The organism is Skermania piniformis (assembly GCF_019285775.1).
Lineage (GTDB): Bacteria > Actinomycetota > Actinomycetes > Mycobacteriales > Mycobacteriaceae > Skermania > Skermania pinensis.
In genome coordinates this window covers 2,675,547-2,700,576 of sequence record NZ_CP079105.1, presented here as the reverse complement: position 1 = coordinate 2,700,576, position 25,030 = coordinate 2,675,547, and the positions used below count along the sequence as shown (strand labels likewise).

The 25,030-nt window shown below is 69.2% G+C and carries 17 protein-coding genes; 10 read left to right on the top strand and 7 right to left on the bottom strand.

Going from position 1 to position 25,030, the window contains the following annotated elements; translation table 11 throughout:
- Positions 1-9: 9 nt before the first annotated feature.
- Complete coding sequence (locus KV203_RS12505; RefSeq protein WP_066467417.1) at positions 10-2,496, bottom strand: FtsX-like permease family protein; 2,487 nt, start codon at positions 2,494-2,496, stop codon at positions 10-12.
- Positions 2,493-3,224, bottom strand: coding sequence for an ABC transporter ATP-binding protein (locus tag KV203_RS12500; RefSeq protein WP_066467415.1), 732 nt, complete (start codon positions 3,222-3,224; stop codon positions 2,493-2,495). Before KV203_RS12500 ends, KV203_RS12505 begins: the two co-directional genes overlap by 4 nt.
- 119 nt (positions 3,225-3,343) lie before the next feature.
- Between KV203_RS12500 and KV203_RS12495 the strand changes: the two genes are divergently transcribed.
- Positions 3,344-4,375, top strand: a complete 1,032-nt coding sequence (locus tag KV203_RS12495) for an ATP-dependent 6-phosphofructokinase (protein ID WP_066467414.1) — start codon at positions 3,344-3,346, stop codon at positions 4,373-4,375.
- Between the two features lie 19 nt (positions 4,376-4,394).
- On the opposite strand, the gene KV203_RS12490 is transcribed toward KV203_RS12495, so the two are convergent.
- Positions 4,395-8,741 (bottom strand): outer membrane protein assembly factor BamB family protein, encoded by a 4,347-nt coding sequence (locus KV203_RS12490; protein WP_218820989.1) that lies wholly within the window; start codon positions 8,739-8,741, stop codon positions 4,395-4,397.
- Positions 8,742-8,878: 137 nt separating this feature from the next.
- Between KV203_RS12490 and gatB the strand changes: the two genes are divergently transcribed.
- The gene (gene gatB / locus KV203_RS12485) at positions 8,879-10,372 is read left to right on the top strand and encodes an Asp-tRNA(Asn)/Glu-tRNA(Gln) amidotransferase subunit GatB (RefSeq protein WP_066467411.1); all 1,494 of its coding nucleotides are present in this window, start codon (positions 8,879-8,881) and stop codon (positions 10,370-10,372) included.
- A gap of 26 nt (positions 10,373-10,398) precedes the next feature.
- Here the strand turns inward: gatB and KV203_RS12480 are convergent, their stop codons facing one another.
- Positions 10,399-11,535, bottom strand: a complete 1,137-nt coding sequence (locus KV203_RS12480; RefSeq protein ID WP_066467410.1) for a PQQ-dependent sugar dehydrogenase — start codon at positions 11,533-11,535, stop codon at positions 10,399-10,401.
- A gap of 92 nt (positions 11,536-11,627) precedes the next feature.
- Here KV203_RS12480 and KV203_RS12475 point away from each other — a divergent pair, with 92 nt between their 5' ends.
- Positions 11,628-12,503 (top strand): DoxX family protein, encoded by an 876-nt coding sequence (locus tag KV203_RS12475; protein ID WP_066467409.1) that lies wholly within the window; start codon positions 11,628-11,630, stop codon positions 12,501-12,503.
- A gap of 17 nt (positions 12,504-12,520) precedes the next feature.
- On the opposite strand, the gene ilvD is transcribed toward KV203_RS12475, so the two are convergent.
- Positions 12,521-14,362: a dihydroxy-acid dehydratase gene (gene ilvD, locus KV203_RS12470; RefSeq protein ID WP_066467408.1), complete on the bottom strand. Its 1,842-nt coding sequence runs from the start codon at positions 14,360-14,362 to the stop codon at positions 12,521-12,523.
- Between the two features lie 11 nt (positions 14,363-14,373).
- Positions 14,374-14,820: a PH domain-containing protein gene (locus KV203_RS12465; protein WP_066467407.1), complete on the bottom strand. Its 447-nt coding sequence runs from the start codon at positions 14,818-14,820 to the stop codon at positions 14,374-14,376.
- Positions 14,821-15,104: 284 nt separating this feature from the next.
- On the opposite strand from KV203_RS12465, the gene KV203_RS12460 reads away from it, so the two are divergent.
- From KV203_RS12460 to KV203_RS12440, 5 genes are all read left to right on the top strand, one after another.
- The gene (locus tag KV203_RS12460; RefSeq protein WP_066467405.1) at positions 15,105-17,036 is read left to right on the top strand and encodes an acetolactate synthase large subunit; all 1,932 of its coding nucleotides are present in this window, start codon (positions 15,105-15,107) and stop codon (positions 17,034-17,036) included.
- Positions 17,033-17,536, top strand: coding sequence for an acetolactate synthase small subunit (ilvN, locus tag KV203_RS12455; RefSeq protein WP_066467404.1), 504 nt, complete (start codon positions 17,033-17,035; stop codon positions 17,534-17,536). The genes KV203_RS12460 and ilvN overlap by 4 nt, the downstream gene beginning before the upstream one ends.
- A 73-nt stretch (positions 17,537-17,609) precedes the next feature.
- Positions 17,610-18,611, top strand: a complete 1,002-nt coding sequence (gene ilvC, locus KV203_RS12450) for a ketol-acid reductoisomerase (RefSeq protein ID WP_174522018.1) — start codon at positions 17,610-17,612, stop codon at positions 18,609-18,611.
- A 180-nt stretch (positions 18,612-18,791) separates the two neighbouring features.
- Complete coding sequence (serA, locus tag KV203_RS12445; RefSeq protein WP_066467400.1) at positions 18,792-20,393, top strand: phosphoglycerate dehydrogenase; 1,602 nt, start codon at positions 18,792-18,794, stop codon at positions 20,391-20,393.
- A gap of 37 nt (positions 20,394-20,430) precedes the next feature.
- Positions 20,431-21,444 carry a 3-isopropylmalate dehydrogenase gene (locus KV203_RS12440; protein WP_066467396.1) on the top strand — a complete coding sequence of 338 codons (1,014 nt, stop codon included), beginning with the start codon at positions 20,431-20,433 and terminating at the stop codon, positions 21,442-21,444.
- Here the strand turns inward: KV203_RS12440 and KV203_RS12435 are convergent.
- Positions 21,350-22,633 carry an MFS transporter gene (locus KV203_RS12435; protein WP_066467394.1) on the bottom strand — a complete coding sequence of 428 codons (1,284 nt, stop codon included), beginning with the start codon at positions 22,631-22,633 and terminating at the stop codon, positions 21,350-21,352. The genes KV203_RS12440 and KV203_RS12435 overlap by 95 nt on opposite strands.
- Positions 22,634-22,757: 124 nt before the next feature.
- Between KV203_RS12435 and KV203_RS12430 the strand changes: the two genes are divergently transcribed.
- Together KV203_RS12430 and gltX are read left to right on the top strand one after the other, a co-directional pair.
- The gene (locus KV203_RS12430; protein ID WP_066467392.1) at positions 22,758-23,540 is read left to right on the top strand and encodes a fumarylacetoacetate hydrolase family protein; all 783 of its coding nucleotides are present in this window, start codon (positions 22,758-22,760) and stop codon (positions 23,538-23,540) included.
- On the top strand, positions 23,537-25,006 hold the full coding sequence (gltX, locus tag KV203_RS12425) for a glutamate--tRNA ligase (RefSeq protein WP_066467391.1): 1,470 nt from the start codon (positions 23,537-23,539) through the stop codon (positions 25,004-25,006). The genes KV203_RS12430 and gltX overlap by 4 nt, the downstream gene beginning before the upstream one ends.
- The last annotated feature ends 24 nt before the right edge of the window (positions 25,007-25,030 follow it).

Sequence of the window (25,030 nt, the reverse complement as noted above, 5' to 3'; positions counted from 1 at the left end):
GGCCCGCGGTCAATCGGCTGCCACCGCCTCGACGATGTTCAGGCGGGCCGCGCGCACCGCGGGTGGGATGGCGCCGAGCAGGGTGAGGCCGAGGGCGGCCACGGCGGTGAGCAGCACGAGTGGGCGAAAATGGTAAAGCACGTCGATGGTGACGACGTTGCTCAGCGCCGGCGCGCTCAGCGACTGCGCGGCCAGCCCCACCCCGACGCCGAGCGCGCCCCCGGCCAACCCCACCCCGGCCGCTTCGGCGAGCACCGCGGACAGCACGAACCGACGACTCGCGCCCATCGCCCGCAACAGGCCGAGTTCTCGGCGCCGGTCCAGCACCGACAGCAGCAGCGTGTTGAGCAGCGCGAGCGCGGCGACGCCGACCACGATCCAGGTGATCGCCCGCGACAGCGCCACTCCTTGATGCAAGGCGCCGGTGGCGGCCTCGGCAGATTCCCGTCCGGTGTAGACGTAGCTGTCCGGTGGCGCGGTCGCGCGCACCGCTGCCGCAGCCTCCGTCGGGTCTACCCCGGGGTCCAGATGGAGCCCGATCACCGTCGATCCGGGTTGTCGGTACCAGGCTCGGAGCTCGTCGATGCCGAGCACGATCGCTCCGCTGACGACCGAGAAGTACGGCACCACGGCAAGCACCTCGACCGATCTCGTTCCGGTCGGCGTGGGTAGCCGAACCCGGTCGCCGGCGGCGAGCCCGCGCGCGTGCGATATATCCCGCGAAATCAAGATGCCGTCGCCACGATCGACCCGGCGGCGAATCTCGGGGTCGGCTGCTTCGTACATGTCGTTCGGCACTCCAGGTGCGCCGGCCGCCAGCAACACCCGGGTTCCGTCGACGGTGGCGTAGGCCAGCTGAGTGCCGACCGTGGACGCCACGCCGGGCAGCCGCGCCAGCTGCCGCTCCAGGTCCAGCGGGAGAATCGGGCCGGCGGGGAAGACCCCGGGCGGCGTGCTGCCGACATAAAGATCCAGGTCGGCGGCATCGTCGAAGGACGCTTCGGCGGCGTCGATCATGTCGTCCTGGGGGCCGGTGACCGCGAGGACGGCGACGACCGAGGTCAGTACCGTCATCGCAATCGCCCACACCCGGCGCGGGGCGCGCTCGATCGAGGTCGCGCCGAACACCCCGGGCGCGCCGAAGATCCGCGCGATCAGTGCCGCACCGCGGACGATCAGCGGCATCGCCGCGAAGCAGATCGCCAGGGCGGCAACGAAGATCAGCGGCACGACGAGCAGTGCGGCCCGACCGATGTCGGCCCGCGCGAGCGCCACCGATGCGGCTGCGCCGACGGCGCCGACCGATCCGATGCCGATCCGGATCGCCCGGCCGGGCAGCCGATCCGGTGCGCCGCCGCTGACCGACAGTGCTTCGACCGGTGCGACGGTGGCGATCTGGCGCGCGGCGATCGCGGCCGCCGCGACCGCCGCGACGATCGCGGTGAGCACCCCGATCGGCACCGCGTACCAGGGCAGGACGAACTCGGTACGCGCTTCCAGACTGGCGATGATCGCCGGCGGTAACGCTCCGATCGTCGAGCGGGCGATCGCGACGCCGGCGACGGCGCCGAGAGCTCCCGCGAGCGCGCCGCCGATCGCCGCCTCGCCGAGCAGGTCTCGGGTGAGTCGCCGCCGGGTGCCGCCGATCGCGCGCAGCATCGACAGTTGTGGCCGGCGCTGGCTGATCGCCATGCTCATCGCGATATAGACGAGGAACCCCGCCACGATCAACGCCGTGGAGGCGGACAGCAGCGTGGTGGTCCGGAGCAGGGTGATCGCGCCGCCGGCTTGCGCGGTGCGGTACGCCGGTTCGGCGACTACCGCTCGCCCGGCCACCGTGTCGGTCAGCGCCGACTGCACCGCCGCGCGGTCGGCTCCGGGGGCCAAGGTCACCAGGATCGCATCCAGTCGATCCGGGCGATTCGAGATCTGCTGGGCCACCGGAAGGGTGGTCACGACGAAGCGCCCGGCGGCGATGCGTCGGCCGGCGTCGGCGGCGACCGCGGTGACGGTGACCGTCGCCGCGCCGAGCTTCCAGCGGTCGCCGACCTGTTTGCCGGTGCCCGGTCCGGCGATCACGGCATCGGGGGTGGACAGCAGTGTGCCGAGGCCGTCACCGAGTACCGATTGCAGATCGCTCCGCACCGCCGCCATGCTCGCGTCGGCGCCGAGCACGAGCGTGTGTTCGGGCCCGACGCCGGTGCGCACCATAGCCGCGGCGCTGCCGACCCCGGGGGTCGCGGCGACGCCGGCCCGCAATTCCGCGGCGAAGCCGGAGTCGGTGATGCCGGAAACCTCCAATGCGGCATCGCCGGCGATCGACTCGGTCAGCCGTTCGGCGCTCCCGGTCACCGAGCCGGTGATCGCCAACACCGCCACCATCAGCGCCGCGGCGACGGCCACGACGAGCAACGACGTTGCGGTGCGGCCGCGATGGGCGCGCAGTTCGCGCAGGTTGCACAGCCGGACTCGGTCGAATCCGGCACGCCAACTCATCCGGAACTCCGTTCCGATCGCAGATCCGCGCCGATCCGGCCGTCGACGAGGGTGATCGTCCGATCGGTGCGCTCGGTGGCACGTTCGTCGTGGGTGACCATCACCACGCCGCGTCGGGCCCCGGCCTCGTGCGCGATATCGGCGAGCAGGTCGAGGATGGCCGCGCCGGTGCGGGAGTCGAGGTTGCCGGTCGGTTCGTCGGCCAGGAGCAGCGGCGGGTCCATGACCAACGCTCGGGCGATCGCGACCCGCTGCATCTGGCCGCCGGACAGCTCCGCCGGCCGGTGGTCGGCGCGGGCGGCGAGCCCGACCGAGTCCAGCAATGCCAATGCATCCGGTTTCGCGGACCGCAACGACACCCCGTCGAGCAGTCGGGGAACCGCGACGTTCTCCCAGGCGGACAGGGTCGGCAACAGATTGAAGAACTGGAAGACGAAGCCCACCTGGCGGCGCCGAAACTGCGACTGTGCGTCGTCGTCGAGCCGACCGATCTCGGTGCCGCGAAAGGCGATCGAACCGGTGTCGGGCGAGTCCAGCGCACCGAGCAGATGCAGCAGGGTGCTCTTGCCGGCGCCGGACGGACCGACGACGGCGACGAACTCGCCGCCGGTCAAGGTCAGATCGACGGCGTCGAGGGCCCGGATCGATTCGCCGCCGATTCGATACCGCTTGCCGACGCCGATCAGTTCGAGCAATGCCGGAGCAGCTGCGGTCGGCGGGCGCGCCATCGGCCCACTCCCTTCTCCCCGAGTTTCGACGCTAACCCACCCGTGCGGGTGCATTCTGCTTTTCCCGACTCCGCCTGCTCGCCCGGCAGTACGGGCGGGCAGAGGGCAAGATGGGGCCCATGCGTATCGGGATACTGACCGGTGGTGGTGATTGCCCCGGGCTGAATGCGGTGATTCGCGCGGTTGTCCGCACCGCCAACGGCCGCTACGGCGACTCGATCGTCGGTTTCCGGGACGGCTGGCGGGGCCTGCTGGAAGACCGCAAGGTGCAGATCCAGAACGACGATCGGGTGGATCGGCTGCTCGCCAAGGGCGGCACGATGCTCGGCACCGCCCGGGTGAACCCGGACAAGCTGCAGGCCGGAATCGAACAGATCAAGCAGACCCTCGACGACAACGGGGTGGAGTGTTTGATCCCGATCGGTGGTGAGGGCACGCTGACCGCCGCGCGCTGGCTGTCCGACGAAGGTGTCCCGGTGATCGGGGTACCGAAGACGATCGACAACGACATCGCTTGTACCGATGTGACATTCGGCCACGACACCGCGTTGAGCATCGCTACCGAGGCGATCGACCGATTGCACACCACCGCCGAATCACATCAGCGGGTGATGCTGGTCGAGGTGATGGGCCGGCACGCCGGGTGGATCGCGATGAACGCGGGAATGGCCTCCGGTGCGCATCTGACCCTGGTGCCGGAGGAGCCGTTCGACGTGGACCGGGTGTGTCGGATGATCAAGCGCCGGTTCCAGCACGGCGACTCGCATTTCATCTGTGTCGTGGCCGAAGGTGCGTCACCCGATCCGGCGTCGATGACGTTGCGCGAGGGCGGGATCGACGAGTTCGGCCACAAGATATTCACCGGGGTCGCGCAGCAACTCGGTGCCGAGATCGAGCGGCGGATCGGCAAGGAGGTGCGTACGACGGTGCTCGGGCACATCCAGCGTGGCGGGGCGCCGACGTCCTACGACCGGATTCTGGCCACCCGGTTCGGCGTGCACGCGGCCGAGGCTGCGCATGCCGGCGAGTCCGGCAAGATGGTGGCCCTGCACGGCACCCGGATCGACCTGGTGCCGCTGGACGAGGCCACCAAGGAGCTCAAGCGGGTCCCCGAGGAACGGCTGCGCGAAGCGGCGGCGTTCTTCGGCTGAGCGTTCGTCCGCCGACTGCCTATCGGTACTTCGTCGTGCCCTCCGGGCCGCGGGTACTGCTGACCAGCTTGGCGAAGCACTCGTCGGTCGGGATGTCGCGCGAATCGCACCAGCCGTTGGCCTGCTCGTAGCCGGTGAACGTGACGCCGGCCACGGTTACCCAGTAGCCGTCGGCGTTGAAGGTGCGGCCGAACGTGCTCCACTCCTGGCTCCACAACAGCCGCACCTCCGGATACTGCAGCCGCAACTGCAGATGTTGCTTCAGGATCGCGGCCGCGGTCCAGTGCACCGGGGTCACCCCGTCGACATCGACGGCATCGAGTCCGACGTATTTCGACGAGATCTGCGGCAGCCAGCGATCGGCCAGGTCGCGACGCACGGTCGGGCGGTCGGCGTCGACCTGCGCGCGGAGTGCGTCCAGCGCCGCCGCCTCGGTGTCGACCGCCGGAACCGGCCCCGCCGCGACCGCCGTGGCGGTGCGCCCGGCCGCCCGGGTACGTCCCTCGCTCGGGCCGCGACTGGTGCCGGCGTCGATGCAGTCCACCTGCACGGCGCTGCCGGCCCTGGCCGCTCGCGCGTCCGCGTCGGAGTTGCCGCCGAGCGAGTTGGGCAGGCGCCAGAACGATCCGACCGGAAACTTGAACTCGTACTCGGTGGGTGGGTCGTCCGAGGGCGGCAGATACAACGGCTGCCTCGAAAAGTCGAACCGGCCGGCCGCGACCGTCCGATCGTCGTCGTGGATCGTGACGTCCAGGGCGTCGGTGGACACGACGTCGCCGGCCGAGCAGCGGGCACGAAGCTCCATCCGGACCACCAGTCCGTCGGTGTCGGTGCGGTACTCCACGGGAGTCATCTCCGGTGTTCTGCCGCATCTGGTGACGAGTTGGGTATCGCCGTCGGCGGCAGCCGACGGCGGGTAGTCGCCGACCGGGCCGCCGGTGGGGGCGTAGAAAATGATCGATTCGTCGGTCGTCGTCGCGATTCCGTTGCCGGCGCGACGGGGCCCGCGATACGTGTCGGCGTTCTCGTCCGGTGTCGACCACAGGGTGTCGCCGGTTGCCAGGTCGGTGGCCTCGATCGCGCCCTGGGCTGCCCGGATCACGCTGCGCCCGTCGCTGAGCCAACCGGACATGGCAGACGGGCCGGTCTCGATCGGGGTGTTCCAGCGTTGTTCGCCGGTCCGATAGTCCAAGCCGGACAGGGTGTTCTCGTCGACTGCCAGCACCGTATCGCCGGTGATGCCGGTCGCCTGATGGCTGGATGCCCAGGCCTCGTTGCCGGTGGCGAAATCGTAGGCCACCCCGCCGACCAGATAACGATCCGGCGAACCGGGTGCTGCGATCAGGCGATCGTGCTGGGTCCGGCTCGGCGTCGCGGTGTGCGTGCGCAGCTCGGTGCCGCTCTCGTCCAGCACGACGACGGGCTTCTGCTCGTCGGGATCGTCACCGGCGCAGCTCAGCGCGACCAGGCCGTGTCCGGGATATTCGGTCACGCCGGTCACCTTCCCGTCGTCGAGTCGACGTCCGTCGCCGGCGCGGAGCAGCACCTGGCCGCCGTCGTTGCCGTAGTAGACGAACTTGTCGGTGGCGCCGAAGGAGAAGGAGTCGCCGGAACCCAGGCAGCCGGTCTCCTGCGGAGCGTCCAGCGGCACCGTCCAGCGCGCGGTCAGGTCGGTGGTGGTCCCGCGAGCAACTCGGTCCGGACCTGCCGTGATGATGTCGCCGTCCACCACCTCGATCCGGGCGATGTTGTCCGCGGGTATCCGGTGATCGACCGACCCGTCGGACATGTCGAAGAAGGTGACACCGGTCTCGTAATCGGGTCCGGAGCGGCTTCTCGCATAGCACGGCAACAGGTCGTCCACCGTATGGCCGGCACAGGAGACACCGAAACCGACTTGCTTCGACCAGCGGATCCGGCCGGACGCGGAGTCGATGACGACAAGGTCGGCCGGTTGGTCGCTCTGCGGCAGATAGGCGACGGTGATCAGCGAATCACCCAGGTCGACGAACCCGGGCCGGAAGTCGCCCATCGGACTCGGTACCGGTTCACCGAACTCCGCGCCGGCGAACACCTCGCCGGCATCGAGGGTCCAGCCCACCGACGGCTGCTCGGGGAAGGTGTAGCGGAGTTCGCCGAGGGTGGCCGGGGCGGCGCTGGTCTTGCCGGAGGTGAATCGGTCCACCGCCCACCATGCCCCGCCGCCGGCGATGGCGAGCGCGACCACCACGCCGAGGACGGCGAGCGAGCGCCGCGCTGACCGGGGTGCGGTGGCTGGCGCGAACTCGGTCGGTCCCGATTCCGGCGGCGGGGCCGGCGCCCGGCGGGCCGGCGGTATCCCGGATTTCACCAGCGATACCGGTGTCGCCGGCACCGGCTTCGGCTTCGGCACCGGCACCGGCTTCACCAGTGATACCGGTGTGGCCGGGACCGGTGCGGGCGCGGTCGGCGCTTTCGTGAGCGATACCTTCGGCGATGCGATCCCGCCGGGAGCAGCTGCGGCACGAGCCGTGGCGTGTGCCGCCGCCGCGGCGGTCAGCGCGGCGCCCAGATGGTCTCGGTACGCAGGTTCGGTCCGGGCCCGGGCGTCGATGTACAGCACGGTCTGGAGGGTGGTGAAAAGACCGTAGATGACGATCATGGCCACGACGTAGGACAGCGGCGCCAGAATCGCGCCGAGAAGCTCGCCGGCATCTCCGGCCGTCGACACGACAGACAGCGTGGTGTTAACCGCGACCACCAGCGCGACAAACATGGCCAGGCTGATGGCGAACAGCAGCAGATGTAGTCCGAGGATCCGCCAGAACATCGGTCGGACCAACTTCATCGACCTGCGCATAGCGGTCACCACGCCCGCGTTCTCGAACAGCACCGCTGGTCGACTCAGCGTGACCAGCACGCCGACCATGATTTCCACGATCAGCACTGCCAGGCTTATCGGGGTACTGATCGCGAGGTAGGTGTCCAGATCACCGGTCGCGCCGAGGACCAGGGACGGCAACATGCCGATCACCAGGAGCGGTACGACGACAGCCAGCCATACCCGGCAGAGCGTCCAGATGCGTGGCCGGACGATGGCGATTGCGCTGCCGAGGTCGACATGATCGCCGCGGATTGCGCGATCCGCGGCAACCATCGTCACCCCGGCCGTCGCAGCGTCGAACGGAGATGTGAGGACGAGCATGACGAGCAGGTAGGCCGGCCCTAAGAGAGTCAGACCGGCGAGCAGGGCGGGGCCGGAGCTGGCATCGAGCCAACTGCTGGCATCGCCGGCGTCGATCGTGGCCGACGTTGCTTTCCACACCACGAGTCCGACGGCGAGCAACGTCGCGACGGCAACGGCCATGGCCAGGAGAGTGAAAACTACGTTGAGCTTCCAGTGCTTCCGGTAGGCGCGCGCGGTGACGCCGAGCGCGTCGCCGACCGTGAGCCGGCGGAACGGCATGACCGGCCGGAATGGTCGCATCGGTGGCGGCAATGGGTCGGCGCCGCCCGCCGCCGACGGCGCCGACCCGCCCGGGGCGAGCCGCAGCGGTACCAGGATGTCGCGGACGGCGGACGGCCAGGTGGTGCGTTTGGTCCGGGTCTGCCATTCGACGATCAGCGCGCCCACCGTCAGGACCAGCCAGGCGAGGTTCGGGAAGTCGAGGAGGAAGCCCGCGGCTGCGATTCCGGCGGCGATCCGGGCCGCGTGGAACGGTTGCAGGTCGAACACCGGGTGGCGCGGCTCCACCCCTTCGCGCGGCTGACCCGGGCCGGGCGCCGGGGCGAGCCGCAGCGGGACCAGGATGTCGCGGACGGCGGGCGGCCAGGTGGTGTGTTTGGTCCGGGTCTGCCATTCCACCACCAGGCAGACCGCCGCGACGATCAGCCACGGGATATTCGGGAAGTCCACGAGGAACATGGCGATCGCGAGCCCGGCGCCGATCCGGGCGGCGTGATACGGCTGGAGGTCGAAGATCGGCGTGCCCGGAGCGCGGGGAGTGGGGGTGCGGGCCGGGTCACCCGGGGAACGTGACGGCGCCGGTGAGATCGGCCGCGCGAGCCGGAGGGACACGAGAGCTCCGTGGATCGGCGCGGGCCAGCCGAGCCGGCGAGTCCGGGTGTACCACTCGATCGCCGCGAATCCACACCCGAGGACGAACCAGATCGCCGCGCGGCCGAACTGGGTGCCGAGGTTGCTGGACGAGCTGGTCTCGCCGGTGGCCAGGTCCATCCGGGTCTCGGTGGTCACACCTTCGAACTTCAGGATGTAGAACGCCGGTATCAGCGCCAGCACCGTGAGGGCTCGGGCCACGTGGTGCGGGCGGAGCTCGAACAAGGGCTCGCGATCTCCGGCGCCGAAACTTGGTTGCCCAGGGTTCACCGATCAAACGTGGCTCAGTCGCGCGGCAAATGGCGCGATAAGGCCGGAAAATACGCTGTTCGACGGACAGGCGCGACGCGCGGCCCCGGCGGCGGTGGCCGGCGCGGCCGGTGTCCGGTCGCCCTAGACTGACGCGCATGACCGCCGTGCTGGACTACGCAGAAGTGAATATCATCTACGAGCCGGTCCTCGGCATGGAGGTGCACGTCGAGCTCGGCACCGCGACGAAGATGTTCTGCGGTTGCCCGACCGCGTTCGGCGCCGAGCCGAACACCCAGGTCTGTCCGGTCTGCTTGGGCCTGCCCGGCAGCCTGCCGGTCGTCAACCAGGCCGCGGTGGAGTCTGCGATCCGGATCGGGCTGGCCTTGAACTGTGATATCACCCCGTGGGGGCGGTTCGCCCGGAAGAACTACTTCTATCCGGACCAGCCGAAGAACTACCAGATCAGCCAGTACGACGAGCCGATCGCGACGAACGGGTACCTCGAGGTACCGCTGCTCGACGGGAGCGCCTTCCGGGTCGAGATCGAGCGGGCACACATGGAAGAGGACACCGGCAAGTCGCTGCACGTCGGCGGCGCCACCGGGCGAATTCACGGTGCGTCGCACTCACTGCTGGACTACAACCGGGCCGGGGTCCCGCTGATCGAGATCGTCACCAAGCCGATCACCGGCGCCGGCGAACAGGCGCCGGAGGTGGCCCGGGCGTATGTCACCGCACTGCGCGACCTGTTGCTCGGTCTCGGGGTGTCGGACGTCAGGATGGAACAGGGTTCGCTGCGCTGCGACGCGAACGTGTCGTTGATGCCGGTGGGCGCCGCCGAGTTCGGCACCCGTACGGAAACCAAGAACGTGAATTCCCTACGTAGCGTCGAGGTTGCGGTGCGATACGAGATGCGTCGCCAAGCTGCGGTGCTCCGGGCCGGCGGCGAGGTGATCCAGGAGACCCGGCATTTCCAGGAGGCGGACGGCACCACCTCACCCGGCCGACGTAAGGAAACCGCCGAGGACTATCGGTACTTTCCGGAGCCGGACCTGGCGCCGGTGGCGCCGGACGCAACGTGGATCGAGGAGTTGCGGGCCACCATTCCCGAATTGCCGTGGTTGCGTCGGGCACGGATTCAGGCCGAATGGGGCGTCTCGGACGAAGAGATGCGCGACCTGCTCAATGCCGACGCCCTCGAGCCGATCCTGGCGACGGTCGCCGCCGGGGCCCCGGCCGACCGCGCTCGGTCCTGGTGGGTGTCCTATCTCACCCAGCAGGCCAAGGAGCGTGGCGTGCCGCTCGCCGATCTGCCGATCACCCCGGCGCAGGTGGCCGAGGTGATCGCACTCGAGGACGCGAAGACGATCACCAACAAGATCGCTCGGCAAGTGGTCGGATTCGTGTTTGCCGGCGAAGGCGATCCGGGCGCCGTCGTCGAGCAACGCTCGCTCGCCGTGGTGTCCGACGACTCCGCGCTGGAGGCCGAAGTAGCCAAGGCGCTGGCCGCCAATCCGGACGTCGCCGAGAAGATCCGTGGCGGCAAGGTCGCTGCGGCCGGGAAGATCGTCGGGGACGTGATGAAGGCGACCCGCGGCCAGGCCGACGCGGCACGCGTGCGGGAACTCGTGCTGGCCGCCTGCAGCTGACGCACGCGCGGCCGTGCAGGAGTGGATCAGTCCGGACCGCCGCCGCCACCACCATCGATCGGGAAGCGCACCACCCGTTCATCGTTCGGTCCGGGCTGTCCGCCATCCTTGTTCACCGTCGCGGCCCAGATCAGGCCGTCCGGGGCGACGGCGGCGCCGCCGAGGCTGCCGTACCGGTCTTGGGCGACCAGACTGGGCGCGGTGCTGACTGCGCCGTTGTCCACTTTCAGCATCGAGATGGCCTTCTGCTTGGTCACCATCACCACCGCGAAATCCTGTCCGACGGCGCAGCCGGCGACACCGGGCCGGTCCGGCCAGGTCCACATGGTGGTGGCCGGACCGCCCGCGACCGGCACTCGCTGAATCCGATCCTCGGTCGCGGTGCGGTCGGCGACCCAGACCTGATTGTCCGGCCCCGGGCAGACGTCGCCGCCGACGCCGAACCCGGATGCCAGCACCGTCGGCGGGGGTGCCGCGGCGGCAGCGCCGATCTCGACCCGCAGCAGCTTGCCGGCCAGCGAGCCGGGGTCCTGGGCGGCACCGGGACTACCGCCGTCGCCGGTGAGCACGACGAGTTCGTCCGCGGAGACGAAGTCGAGCGCGCCGACGTTGCCGGTTGCGCCCTTGGGGATGCCGGTCACCACGTCCTTGGGTGCATCGCCGGCGACGAGCCGAACCACCCGATTGTCGCTCGGGGTCGTGATCAAAGCGTAGATCAGGCCGTCTTCGTCGTAGCTCGGCGACACCGTCAGATCGAGCAATCCGCCGTCACCGGACGCGTCGACGTCGACCCGGGCTACCTCGATCGCCTTCTGATTCTGGTCCGCCCCGACTTTCATGATCTTGCCGGTGCGGCGCTCGGCAACCAGGGCGGACTCGCCGCCCGGCAAGATGACCAGGCCACCGGTGGAGTCCAGGCAGGTCGCGATCACCGAATCGTCCTGGTCCACGCACGGGCCGGGTGGACGGGTAGGGCGAGTGGTCGAGCTGGGCGGATCCGACGGCGACGGATTCTGCGCCTCGGGCGCGAACGTCATCTCCGGCGAGAACGGGGTCGACGCACTGTCGTCGAAGCGGGCGCATCCGGCAGCCGGGACACAGAGAACCAGCGCCGCCGCGGCCGGGATCAGCCGACGACGGACGGCGAGCCGACGATGCGTCATGGCTTCGAACCTACGGCCCGGCACCGTCGCCGGGTCGACGCGCCCCGAAACAAATTGATGCTGGCGTTCCGGAACAGCCCTAGGCTGGTTCCGTGAGTGATACCGGGAAGGACGAGTCCGACATCAAGAGAACCGTCGCCGGCTCGTACGACCAACCAACCGTCCGTTTTCCGAACTACGATGTGTCGAGGCGGGAAGGTTCGAGTCACGCAGGTTCGAGTCACGACGTATCGACCCACGAAGGCCGGTCGATCCCGCGGACCGACGAGGACTTCGATCCGGACCCGACCCAACATCTGGGCGTGGTCCAGCGCACCGGTTCCCGGCACGGCGAGTCCGTCGACAGCACGCCGTCGATCGCGGAGGCCCCGACCTACTCCTACGCCAGCATCCCGCCGGCGCCCGAGGTCAAGCGCGAATCCGTGGTGTCGCCGCCGGTGGAGCTGCGGCCGCGCCGCGGCACGCTCGATCTGGGTCTGCTGATCCTGCGGGTCGCGATCGGCGGCACGTTCGTGTTCCACGGGTTGCAGAAGCTGACCGGGATCGCGAACGGTCCGGGCATGGACGGGGTGCGTGACATGCTGGCCAATTCCGGCTGGAAGTACCCGGATCTCGCCGCGATCATGTTGACCGTCGGGGAACTGGCCGGCGGGACGATGCTGATCCTCGGCGTCGCGACGCCGCTGGCCGCCGGCGCGCTGCTCGCCGTGATCATCGACGCGTGGCTGGTACGCCAAGCGGCGCAGCCCGGCTGGCAGTACTCCGGTCCGAACGGTACCGAGTACGAGGCGATGCTGGTTGCGGCCGCGGCGGCGCTGACACTGACCGGTCCGGGCCGATACGCGGTAGACGGTCGTCGTGGCTGGGCCACACGACCGCGCTACGGGTCGATGATCGCGCTGGTCGCGGCCATCGCGGCGGCAATCTGCACCTGGATTTTCCTACACGGCGGATCGCCCTTCAGCTGACCCGGCCACCCCGGCGGCTAGGGCACGCGACGGACCGCCCCCTTGTCCGCCGAGGTGGCGAGTGCGGCGTAAGCCCGCAGCGCGGTGGTGACCGGTCGCTGCCGGTCGGTAGGCAACCAGGGACGTTCTCGCGCGTCCATCTTGGCTCGCCGCTCGGCCAGCACCTCGTCGTCGACCACCAGCTCGAGCGTGCGGGTCGGGACGTCGATTCTGATCCGGTCGCCGTCCTCGACCAGTCCGATGACACCACCGGACGCAGCTTCCGGGGACACGTGCCCGATGGAGAGGCCCGAGGTGCCACCGGAGAACCGGCCGTCGGTGATCAGTGCGCAGGACTTTCCCAAGCCTGCGCCTTTGAGGAAGGCGGTCGGGTGCAGCATCTCCTGCATCCCCGGTCCGCCGGCCGGCCCTTCGTAGCGAACCACCAGGACGTCGCCCGGCTGGACCTGCTTGCCGAGGATGACACTGACCGCCTCCTCCTGCGACTCGACGACGCGGGCCGGGCCGGTGAAGGTGAACAGGTCCTCGTCGATGCCGGCGGTCTTCAGGATGGCTCCGTCCGGCGCGATGTTCCCGCGAAGCACCACCAGGCCGCCCTCGACGGTGTAGGCGTGCTCGCGATCACGGATGCAGCCGCCGGCGGCGTCGGTGTCGAGCGAGCTCCACCGGTTGGCCGTGGAGAACGGTTCGGTGGTCCGCACCCCGCCCGGGGCGGCGTGGAACAGCTCGATCGCCGCGTCGCTCGCGGTACCGGAGCGAATGTCCCAGGTGTCGAGCCAGGCGTCCAGGGTAGGGGTGTGCACGCTGGTCACGGCAGTTTCCAGAAGGCCCGCCCGGCGTAGCTCGCCCAGGATCGCCGGGATGCCGCCGGCCCGGTGCACGTCCTCCATGTGGTAGTCCGAGTTCGGCGACACCTTGGCCAGGCACGGCACGCGACGACTGATCTCGTCGATCGTCGTGAGATCGAAGTCGATCTCGCCTTCCTGTGCGGCGGCCAGCGTGTGCAGGACGGTGTTGGTCGAGCCGCCCATCGCCACGTCCAGCGCCATCGCGTTGCGGAACGCGGCCGCGTCGGCGACGTTGCGCGGCAGGACGGAGTCGTCGTCGTCGCGATACCAGCGGGTGGCGATGTCGACGATCACCGTGCCGGCGCGGGAGAACAACGCCCGCCGGGCGGCGTGTGTGGCCAGGGTCGAGCCGTTGCCGGGCAGTGCCAGGCCGAGCGCCTCGGTGAGACAGTTCATCGAGTTGGCCGTGAACATTCCGGAGCAGGAGCCGCAGGTCGGACAGGCGCTCCGTTCGACCTCACCGAGTCCTTCGTCGCTGACCGCCTGGCTGGCGCTCGCCGAGATCGCCGTGATCAGGTCGGTGGGCGCTTGGGCGACGCCGCCGACGACCACCGCCTTGCCGGCTTCCATCGGACCCCCGGAGACGAAGACCGTCGGGATGTTCAGCCGCATGGCGGCGTTGAGCATGCCGGGGGTGATCTTGTCGCAGTTGGAGATGCACACCAGCGCGTCCGCGGTATGGGCGTTGACCATGTACTCGACCGAGTCGGCGATGATCTCCCGGCTGGGCAGGGAATACAGCATCCCGCCGTGGCCCATGGCGATGCCGTCGTCGACGGCGATCGTGTGGAACTCGCGGGGCACTCCGCCGGCCTCGCGGACCGATTCGGCGACGATCTCGCCGAGATTCTTCAGGTGTACGTGCCCCGGGACGAACTGGGTATAGGAGTTGGCGATGGCGACGATCGGCTTGCCGAAGTCGGAATCGGTCATCCCGGTGGCGCGCCAGAGCGCGCGGGCGCCCGCGGCATTGCGACCGACGGTGGTGGTGCGTGACCTCAACGGTGGCATAACTGCCCAGGTTACTCGGGTTCCTGCGCCGGGTCGGGTTCGTCCGGTGACCGGTAGGGGTTGGGGATGCGTCCGCCGGATGCATCGGCAAGATCGCGCAGCCGATCGAAGCCGACCGCGGGAAGCCGGGCCGCGGTGCCGTCGACCAGATTGGCGCGCGCCCAGCCGCGCTTCGGGAAGACGATTCCTTGCACCGATTCCCACCGAATCGTGCGTTCGTGCCGCCAGGAGCGGGTGACCAGAGCCGCCGGAGTGACCACCGTGCGGAAGCGGGTGATGTAGACCAGCGCGGCGATCGGGACCAGCAGTAGCCAGCCGAATGCCAGCGGTGCGGCCGTCACCGGCGCGAGGACCCCGAACAGCAACAGCAGCACGCCCAGGTAGGCGATTCGGCTGATTCGGATGACGCGTTGTTCGGTCGGCTCCGCGGCGGGACGCGACTCGTGCGGAGGGGACACGCCGCCATAATCCCATTGCCGTGAATGCCGTGATCGACATGACCTCGGCGATCTCCCATATCGTGGGACGTAGTGATGACCGGTTTGACTGTTCGGTTCGTTCGGACATACATTCTTCAGCGTGTTTCGAAAAGAGTTGCTCGTAATCAGCCGGCGCGTCTTCGCGTGAGTGCAATCGCCTGAGCTGATCAGACCGACTCCCGCGACGACGCGCCACCCTCGAACAGCGAACGCTGTCGGGGGTTTTTTGTGTGTCCGGGCCATCCGACCGAAGGAATATCGCAGTGAGCGCTCCAACCGCCAGGCCGGGGCCGCCGACCCGCAAGCCGGCGCCAGCCACCAGTCACCCGACCCCCACGGCCGCTGCCCCGGCTTCGAACCGCCGCGCGGCCACCCCGGAACAACTCACCGGCGCGCAGGCAGTTGTTCGATCGCTCGAGGAACTCGGTGTCGACACCGTATTCGGTATCCCCGGCGGTGCCGTTCTGCCGGTCTACGACCCGCTGTTCGATTCGCCGAAGGTGCGCCATGTCCTGGTCCGGCACGAGCAGGGTGCCGGACACGCGGCCACCGGATACGCCCAGGCGACCGGACGGGTCGGAGTGTGCATGGCGACCTCCGGTCCGGGCGCTACCAACCTGGTCACGCCGATCGCCGACGCCTACATGGACTCGGTGCCGATCGTCGCGATCACCGGGCAGGTGGGCCGACCGCTGATCGGCACGGACGCGTTCCAGGAAGCCGACATCTCCGGCATCACGATGCCGATCACCAAGCACAACTTCCTGATCACCGACGGTGCCGACATCCCGCGAATCCTGGCCGAGGCCTTCCATCTGGCGTCGACCGGTCGGCCCGGCCCCGTTCTGGTGGATATCCCCAAGGATGTGCTGCAGGCCACCGCACGGTTCGCCTGGCCGCCGCAGTTCCGGCTGCCCGGGTACCGGCCGGTGACCAAGCCGCATGCCAAGCAGGTGCGCGAGGCGGCCCGGCTGATCATGGAATCCAAGGCGCCCGTGCTCTATGTCGGCGGCGGTGTGATCAAGGCGGATGCGTCGCCGGAGCTGCGCGAACTGGCCGAATTCACCGGAATCCCGGTGGTCACGACGCTGATGGCGCGCGGCGCGTTCCCGGACAGTCACCGGCTGAACCTGGGCATGCCGGGCATGCACGGCACCGTGGCCGCGGTCGCGGCGCTGCAGCGCAGTGATCTGCTGATCACCCTGGGCGCGCGGTTCGACGACCGGGTCACCGGCAAGCTGGATTCGTTCGCGCCGGATGCGAAGGTGGTGCACGCCGATATCGATCCGGCCGAGATCGGCAAGAACCGGCATGCGGACGTGCCGATCGTCGGGGACTGTCGGGAGATCGTCGCCGAACTGACCGAGGCGTTGCGCAACGAGTTCGCGACCAGCGCGGTCGGCGCTCGGCCCAGCCTGGAACTGGCCGACTGGTGGGCCTATCTGGACGGGTTGCGCAGGGTTTACCCGTTGGCCTACGACCACTCGCCGGACGGACCGTTGGCGCCGGAGCTCGTCATCGAGGCGGTGGGCCGGCTGGCCGGGCCGGACGCGATCTACTGCGCCGGGGTGGGACAGCATCAGATGTGGGCTGCCCAGTTCATCGCCTACGAGCGCCCGCGCACCTGGCTCAATTCGGGGGGCCTCGGGACGATGGGGTACGCGGTGCCGGCGGCGATGGGCGCCAAGATGGGTTGCCCGGACCGGGAGGTCTGGGCGATCGATGGTGACGGTTGCTTCCAGATGACGAATCAGGAGCTGGCCACCTGCGCAGTAGAAGGGGTGCCGATCAAGGTAGCGCTGATCAACAACGGCAACCTGGGCATGGTCCGGCAGTGGCAGACCCTGTTCTACGACGAGCGCTACTCCAACACCGACCTGGCGACGCACTCGCTGCGGATTCCCGACTTCGTCCAGCTGGCGGAGGCGCTCGGCTGCGTCGGAATCCGGGTGGAGACCGAAGCCGAGGTGGAGCCGGCAATCCGGCGGGCGCAAGCGATCACCGACCGTCCGGTGGTGATCGATTTCATCGTCGGGGCGGATGCCCAGGTGTGGCCGATGGTCGCCGCCGGCACCAGCAACGACGAGATCATGGCGGCCCGGGGAATCCGGCCGTTGTTCGACGAGGACGAGACCGTGGTCGAGCCCGCGGTGATCGCCGAGGCGATGCAGCAGGAAGGACCGGCCGTCCAGTGAGCACCACGCACACGCTCAGCGTGCTCGTCGAGAACAAGCCGGGGGTGCTCGCCCGGGTTGCCGCGTTGTTCTCCCGCCGGGGATTCAACATCGAGTCGCTCGCAGTGGGTACCACCGAAGTTCCCGAGATCTCCCGGATGACCATCGTGGTCACCGTCGACGACCTGCCGCTGGAACAGGTCACCAAGCAGCTGAACAAGCTGATCAACGTCATCAAGATCGTCGAGCAGGAGCCGGAGACCTCGGTTGCGCGTGAGCTGATCCTGGTCAAGGTGCGGGCCGACGCGAGCGTACGCACTCAGGTGATCGAAGCGGCCACGTTGTTCCGGGCGAAGGTGATCGACGTCTCTCCGGATGCGTTGACCGTCGAAGCCACCGGTACCCGGTCGAAGCTGGAGGCGTTGCTGCGCATGCTGGAGCCGTACGGGATTCGGGAGATCGTCCAGTCCGGTGTCGTGGCGGTCGGGCGCGGACCGAAGTCGATCACAGCGAGCCGCTGAGGCCGGCGCCCTGGCGTCGGTGCAACCAACGAGAACTCATCCAAACGAACGGAGAATCACAGTGGCAGTCGAGATGTACTACGACGATGACGCCGATCTCTCGATCATCCAGGGCCGCAAGGTCGGGGTCATCGGATACGGCAGCCAGGGACACGCGCATTCGCTGAGCCTGCGCGACTCGGGCGTCGACGTCCGGATCGGGCTCAAGGAAGGCTCGAAGTCCCGGGCGAAAGCGGAGGAGCAGGGGCTCACCGTCGGGACGCCGGCCGAGGTCGCCGAGTGGGCCGACGTGATCATGGTGCTCGCACCGGACACTGCACAGGCAGCGATCTTCACCGACGACATCGAGCCGAATCTGCGTGACGGTGACGCGCTGTTCTTCGGACACGGGCTGAACATCCACTTCGGCCTGATCAAGCCGCCGGCGAATGTGACGGTCGGCATGGTCGCACCCAAGGGGCCGGGCCATCTGGTGCGCCGGCAGTTCGTCGACGGCAAGGGGGTGCCCGCGTTGATCGCGGTCGCCCAAGATCCGAAGGGGGAGGGCGAGGCACTCGCGCTGTCCTATGCCAAGGGGATCGGCGGCACGCGTGCCGGCGTGATCAAGACCACGTTCAAAGAAGAAACCGAGACCGATCTGTTCGGCGAGCAGGCCGTGCTCTGTGGCGGCACCGAAGAACTGGTCAAGACCGGGTTCGAGGTCATGGTCGAGGCCGGATACGCGCCGGAGATGGCGTACTTCGAGGTCCTGCACGAACTCAAGCTGATCGTCGACCTGATGTACGAGGGCGGCATCGCCCGGATGAACTACTCGGTGTCCGACACTGCCGAGTTCGGTGGCTACCTGTCCGGACCGCGGGTCATCGACGCCGGCACGAAGGAGCGGATGCAGGCGATCCTGGCCGACATCCAGGACGGCACCTTCGTCAAGCGGCTGGTCGCCAACGTCGAGGGCGGCAACCAGGAGCTGGAGGCGCTGCGCAAGCAGAACGCGGAGCACCCCATCGAGGTCACCGGGGCGAAGCTGCGCGGCCTGATGAGCTGGGTGGATCGGCCGATCACCGAGACCGCCTGAGCGTGCCGGGTCGGGGCGTGGTTGCGATCACTCGCCCCGGCCGTGGCCGCTCCGTCCGCGGCGGCAGATCCGGCGCCGGGCCACCGCAGGACACTTTCGGGTCGAGGCTAAGCTGTCCGCGGACATCCGACCATCGGGATGTCCGCCCACCGACCGAAACCTGTACCGGGAGTTGCACTCGTGAGCCAGCCGGGCCGCCCAGTAGTCCTGATCGCCGACAAGCTCGCCCAGTCGACCGTCGACGCGCTCGGTGACGGCGTCGAGGTCCGTTGGGTCGACGGACCGGATCGGCCGGCATTGCTCGCCGCCGTTGCCGACGCCGACGCCCTGTTGGTGCGGTCGGCGACCACGGTGGACGCCGACGTGCTCGCCGCGGCGCCGAAACTGAAGATCGTCGCCCGGGCCGGCGTCGGTCTGGACAACGTGGACGTACCGGCCGCCACCGAGCGCGGCGTCATGGTGGTCAATGCGCCCACCTCGAACATCCACACCGCCGCCGAGCACGCGGTGGCGTTGCTGCTGGCCGCCGCCCGCCAGATTCCGGCTGCCGACGCCACCCTGCGCGAGCACACCTGGCAGCGCAGCAAGTTCAACGGGGTGGAGATCTACGGCAAGACCGTCGGGGTGGTCGGCCTGGGCCGGATCGGCCAGCTCTTCGCGCAGCGGCTGGCCGCGTTCGAGACCGAAGTGATCGCGTACGACCCGTACGTGTCCCCGGCCCGCGCGGCGCAGCTGGGCATCGAACTGTTGTCGCTCGACGAGCTACTGCGCCGGGCCGACCTGATCTCGGTGCACCTGCCGAAGACCCCGGAGACCAAAGGCCTGATCAACGCCGAGACGCTGCAGCTGACCAAGCCCGGCGTGGTGATCGTGAACGCCGCTCGCGGCGGGTTGGTGGACGAGGCGGCGTTGGCGGATGCGTTGAAATCCGGCCATGTCCGGGCGGCCGCCCTGGACGTGTTCGAGACCGAGCCGTGCACCGACAGCCCGCTCTTCGAGCTGCCCAACGTCGTGGTCACGCCGCATCTGGGCGCTTCGACCAGTGAGGCGCAGGACCGCGCGGGTACCGACGTCGCCCGATCGGTGCTGCTCGCGCTGGCCGGCGAGTTCGTTCCCGATGCGGTGAACGTCGCCGGCGGCGCGGTCGGCGAGGAGGTCGCGCCATGGCTCGATCTGGTGCGTAAGCAGGGGGTGCTGCTCGGCGCCCTGTCCGGGGGACAGCTGCCGGTGAGCCTGTCGGTGGACGTGCGTGGCGAACTCGCCACCGACGATGTCGACGTGCTTCGTCTCGCCGCGTTGCGCGGAGTGTTCTCGGCGATCGTCGAGGATGCGGTCACGTTCGTGAATGCGCCGTCCCTGGCGTCGGAGCGGGGGATCACCGCGGAGGTGACCGTCGCCCCGGAGAGCCCCAACCACCGCAGCGTGGTGGATCTGCGGGGCGTTTTCGGCGACGGGTCGACGGTGAACGTCGCCGGCACGCTGTCCGGTCCGCGTCGAGTGGAAAAGATCGTCAACATCAACGGCCGCAATTTCGACCTGCGGGCCGCGGGTTACAACCTGGTGATCCTCAGCTATGCGGACCGGCCCGGGGCACTCGGCACGATCGGTACCCTGCTCGGTTCCGCCGGCATCGACATCGAGGCGGCGCAGCTGAGCCAGGACGCCGACGGTGCCGGCGCGACCGTGCTGCTCCGGGTCGACCGCGCGGTGCCGGCCGAGCTGCGCGCGCAGATCGCCGACGCGGTGTCGGCTGCCGAGGTCGATCTGGTCGACCTGCGCTGAGGCACGGCGGCGAATCCCCGACGGGTAAGGAGACTTTGTGAAGCTGGCGGTCATCCCCGGGGACGGGATCGGTCCGGAAGTCGTCGCCCAAGCGCTGGATGCGCTCGATGCAGTACGACCCGGGGTCGCGCGGACCGAGTACGACCTGGGTGCACGGCGCTATCACCGGACCGGGGAGCTGCTGCCGGACTCGGTGCTCGACGAGATTCGGGGGCACGACGCGATCCTGCTCGGCGCGATCGGCGACCCGTCGGTGCCGAGCGGGGTACTCGAGCGTGGGTTGTTGCTGACCATGCGATTCGCGCTCGATCATCACGTCAACCTGCGTCCGGCCAGGCTGTATTCCGGTGTGGTCGGGCCGTTGACCGGCAACCCGCCGATCGACCTGGTCGTGGTCCGCGAGGGTACCGAAGGTCCCTACACCGGCACCGGCGGCGCGATCCGGGTGGGCACGCCGCACGAGGTGGCCACCGAGGTCAGCACCAACACCCGGTTCGGGATCGAGCGGGTCGTCCGGTACGCGTACGAGCAGGCACGGGCCCGGCGCAACCAGCTGACCCTGGTGCACAAGACCAACGTGCTCGGCTTCGCCGGATCGCTCTGGCAACGCACGGTGGACGAGGTGGGCGCCGAGTACCCGGACGTGCAGCGCGGCTATCAGCACGTCGACGCCACGACGATCCACCTGGTCACCGATCCGGGCCGGTTCGACGTGATCGTCACCGACAACCTGTTCGGCGACATCATCACCGATCTGGCCGCGGCGGTGAGCGGGGGCATCGGACTCGCTGCGAGCGGCAATATCGACGCGACCGGGACCAACCCCAGCATGTTCGAGCCGGTGCACGGCAGCGCGCCGGATATCGCCGGCCGAGGCAAGGCCGACCCGACCGCCGCGATCCTCTCGGTGGCGCTGCTGCTCAACCATCTCGGCGACAGCGCGGCGGCGGAACGGATCACCGCCGCTGTTGCGACGGACCTGGAGCAGCGTTCGGTCGCCGCGGAAACCGATACCGCCGAGATCGGCGGTCGGATCGTCGCCGCGTTGTAGCGCTTCGGTCGCCGGTCGACCTGGCCGGCACCAGCGGGATCGCAGCGGCGGCGAGCAGCGCGGCGGCCAGGTAGGCGCCGGGAAATCCGGCCACGGCGATCAGCGCGCCGAACACCGGCGCGACCGCTGCACCGGCGAGATGCTGGCCGGTGTTCTGCAGGCCGAGACCTCTACCGCTCCAGTACGGCCCGGCGATCTCGGCGACGGCGGTGAACGCCAGGCCGTTGTCGGCGACGGTGATCACCGAGGCGACGACCAGCAGTGGCACCGCCGCCCACCACCAGTGCAATGCGGCGGTACCGGCGAGCGCGGCCATTCCGGCGACCGCGGCCACCGCGACGGTGCGCAGCGGGCCCAGCCGGCTGCCCACGCGATCCGACCAGGCGCCGGCACCGATCCGGCCCGCTGCGCCGAGCAGCTGAGCCAGTGTCGTCACCGCTCCGGCCACGGGCAGCGAGAGGCCGACGGCACGGTGCAGCCAGAGCAAGCCGAAGGTCCAGATGGTCAGCTGCGGTACGACCAGCAGCATCGATACCGCGTGGATCCGCCACAGCGTGGCATCGCCACGGTACGGGTTGAGCGAGCGGGCCGCAGCTCGGTCGATTGTCGGCCGCGGCGGATCGACGACGCCGACCAGGCAGCCGACGCCGGCCAGTGCGGCCAGCCCGGCCGGCACCAGCAGTGCCTCCCGAATGCCGAGCGATCCGGCAACCGCAGGGATCGCCAGCGCCGCACACGCCACGCCGAGCGGTTGCGCGGTCTGCCGGATTCCCATGGCCAGGCCGCGCTGGTGGGGCGGGAACCAGCCGACGATCACCCGGCCGCTCGCCCCGTTCGTGCTCGCCGCACCGATCCCCCCGAGCAGGAGCAACGCGCCGAACGCGATGGTCCCGGTGCTGGTCGCGGCGGCGGTGCCGGCGATCGCCATGATCAGCGACCCGGCCACGAGGACCGTTCGCTCGCCGATCCGATCGACCAGGTAGCCCCAGGCGATCAGGGTGCCGACCGTGCCGACCATGGGCATCGCCACCAGCAGGCCGGCTCGGGGCAACGACATCCCGGCCGCGGTCAGTGCGGGCAACAGAAACGGCACACCGTTGACGAAGACGGCGCTGGACAACTGGGCGTAGCTGCCGAGGCCGAGCATCGTCCAGCGTCGGCCGGCGCCGATCCGACTGGCCGTCACCATGCCACTCCTCTCATATATTGGGAAGTCGTTCCCAATAATTGAACTGGCGAGGTCCGACTGTACTCCGGCCGCGGCAGCCGGGCGAGTGCGGCCGGTGCCCGGCCCGTCGATAGACTCGACCGCCATGCGCCTTGGACGAGTGGCCAGTCCGGACGGCGTCGCCTTCGTGAGTATCGACGGCGACGGCGACACGGCGGTGGCCCGCGAGATCGCCGAACATCCGTTCGGCACGCCGACCTTCACCGGGAGATCCTGGCCGGTACCGGATGTGCGGCTGCTGGCGCCGATTCTGGCGACGAAAGTGGTCTGTGTCGGCAAGAATTACGCCGCGCACGCGGCCGAGATGGGCGGCGCGCCGCCGGTGGACCCGGTCATCTTCCTCAAGCCGAATACGTCGATCATCGGTCCGGGCGCGGCGATCGTCATGCCGCCCGGTTCTGCGCGGGTCGACTACGAGGGTGAGCTGGCGGTGGTGATCGGTCGTCCCTGTAAAGATGTGCCGGCCCGGCGCGCACGCGAGGTGATCCTGGGCTACACGATCGCCAACGACGTCACCGCCCGGGACCAGCAGCAGGCCGACGGCCAGTGGACCCGAGCCAAGGGTTACGACACCTTCTGCCCGCTGGGTCCCTGGATCGAGACCGCGGTGGATCCGGCGGATCTGCAGATCACCACGGAGGTGGCCGGCACGGTCCGCCAGAGCAGCCGGACATCGCTTCTGCTCCATGATATTCCGGAGCTGATCGAGTGGATCTCGGCGGTGATGACCCTGTTGCCGGGGGATGTGATCCTGACCGGTACGCCGGAGGGGGTGGGCCCGCTCACGGCCGGCGAGACGGTGTCGGTGACGGTCGCCGGGATCGGGACCCTGACTAATCCGGTGGCAGCGAAAGCAGGTGCGCGATGAGTGTGCGAGTCCGATTCTGTCCCTCGCCCACCGGAACTCCGCATGTCGGGCTGGTCCGGACTGCGTTGTTCAACTGGGCTTTTGCCCGCCACCACGGCGGCGCATTCGTCTTCCGCATCGAAGATACCGACGCTGCAAGAGATTCCGCCGAATCCTATGCGGCACTGGTGGATGCCTTGCGCTGGCTCGGCCTGGACTGGGATGAAGGGCCGGAAGTCGGTGGCCCGTACGGTCCGTATCGGCAGTCGGAACGGCGCGAACTGCACGACGACGTGCTGCAGCGACTGCTGGCAGCCGGAGACGCCTACGAATCATTCTCCACCCCAGCCGAAGTCGAGGCGCGCCACCGGGCCGCAGGGCGTGATCTGAAGCTCGGCTACGACAACTTCGATCGAGAGCTCTCCGAGGCGCAGCGTCGGGCCTACCGGGACGAGGGGCGCCCGGCGGTCATCCGGCTGCGGATGCCCGACGAGGATCTGGGTTGGCACGATTTGGTGCGTGGGGTTACCACGTTCCGGGCCGGGGTGGTACCGGACTTCGCGCTCACCCGTGGTACCGGGGAGCCGCTGTACACCTTGGTCAATCCGGTCGACGATGCGACGATGCGGATCAGCCACGTGCTCCGCGGCGAAGACTTGCTGTCCTCCACGCCGCGGCAGCTGGCGCTGTACGCCGCGCTGCAGCGGATCGGGGTCGCCGAGTTCACGCCGGAGTTCGGCCACCTGCCGTTCGTCATGGGCCAGGGCAACCGCAAGCTGTCCAAACGGGATCCGGAGTCGAGCCTGTTCGTGCACCGGGACCGGGGATTCCTGCCCGAGGGGCTGCTCAATTATCTGGCGCTGCTCGGCTGGAGCCTGGCCGACGACCGGGACGTGTTCTCGCTCGCGGAGATGGTGGCGGCGTTCGACATCGGCGATGTGAACGCCAATCCGGCGCGGTTCGACCAGCGCAAGGCGGATGCGATCAACGCCGACCACATCCGGCTGCTGGAGCCGGATCGGTTCGCGCAGCGGCTCTACGAGTTTCTGGTCGAGCGGGGGCAGCTGGCGCCGGACGTGGACCGGGCCGGGTTCGATACGGCCGCGGAATTGGTGCAGGCCCGAATCGTGGTACTCGGTGATGCGTGGGGACTGCTCCGGTTCCTCTACGTCGCCGCGGACGAGTTCGCGGTGGACGATGCCGCTGCGACCAAGCATCTCGGTGCCGACACACAGCCGGTGCTCGCTGCGGCGCGGGCCGCGCTGGAGCCGCTCACCGAATGGACCACCGAGGCGATCCGGGTGGCGCTGGAATCGGCACTCGTCGACGAGCTCGGGCTCAAGCCACGCAAGGCGTTCGGCCCGGTCCGGGTGGCGGTCACCGGTTCGTCGGTGAGCCCGCCGCTGTTCGAGTCGATGGAACTGCTCGGCCGGGAGCGGTCGCTCGGTCGTCTGGCGGCCGCGTTGGACCGACAAAATGTGTCGTGACCAGCCGATTTGCCTGAACAGTGG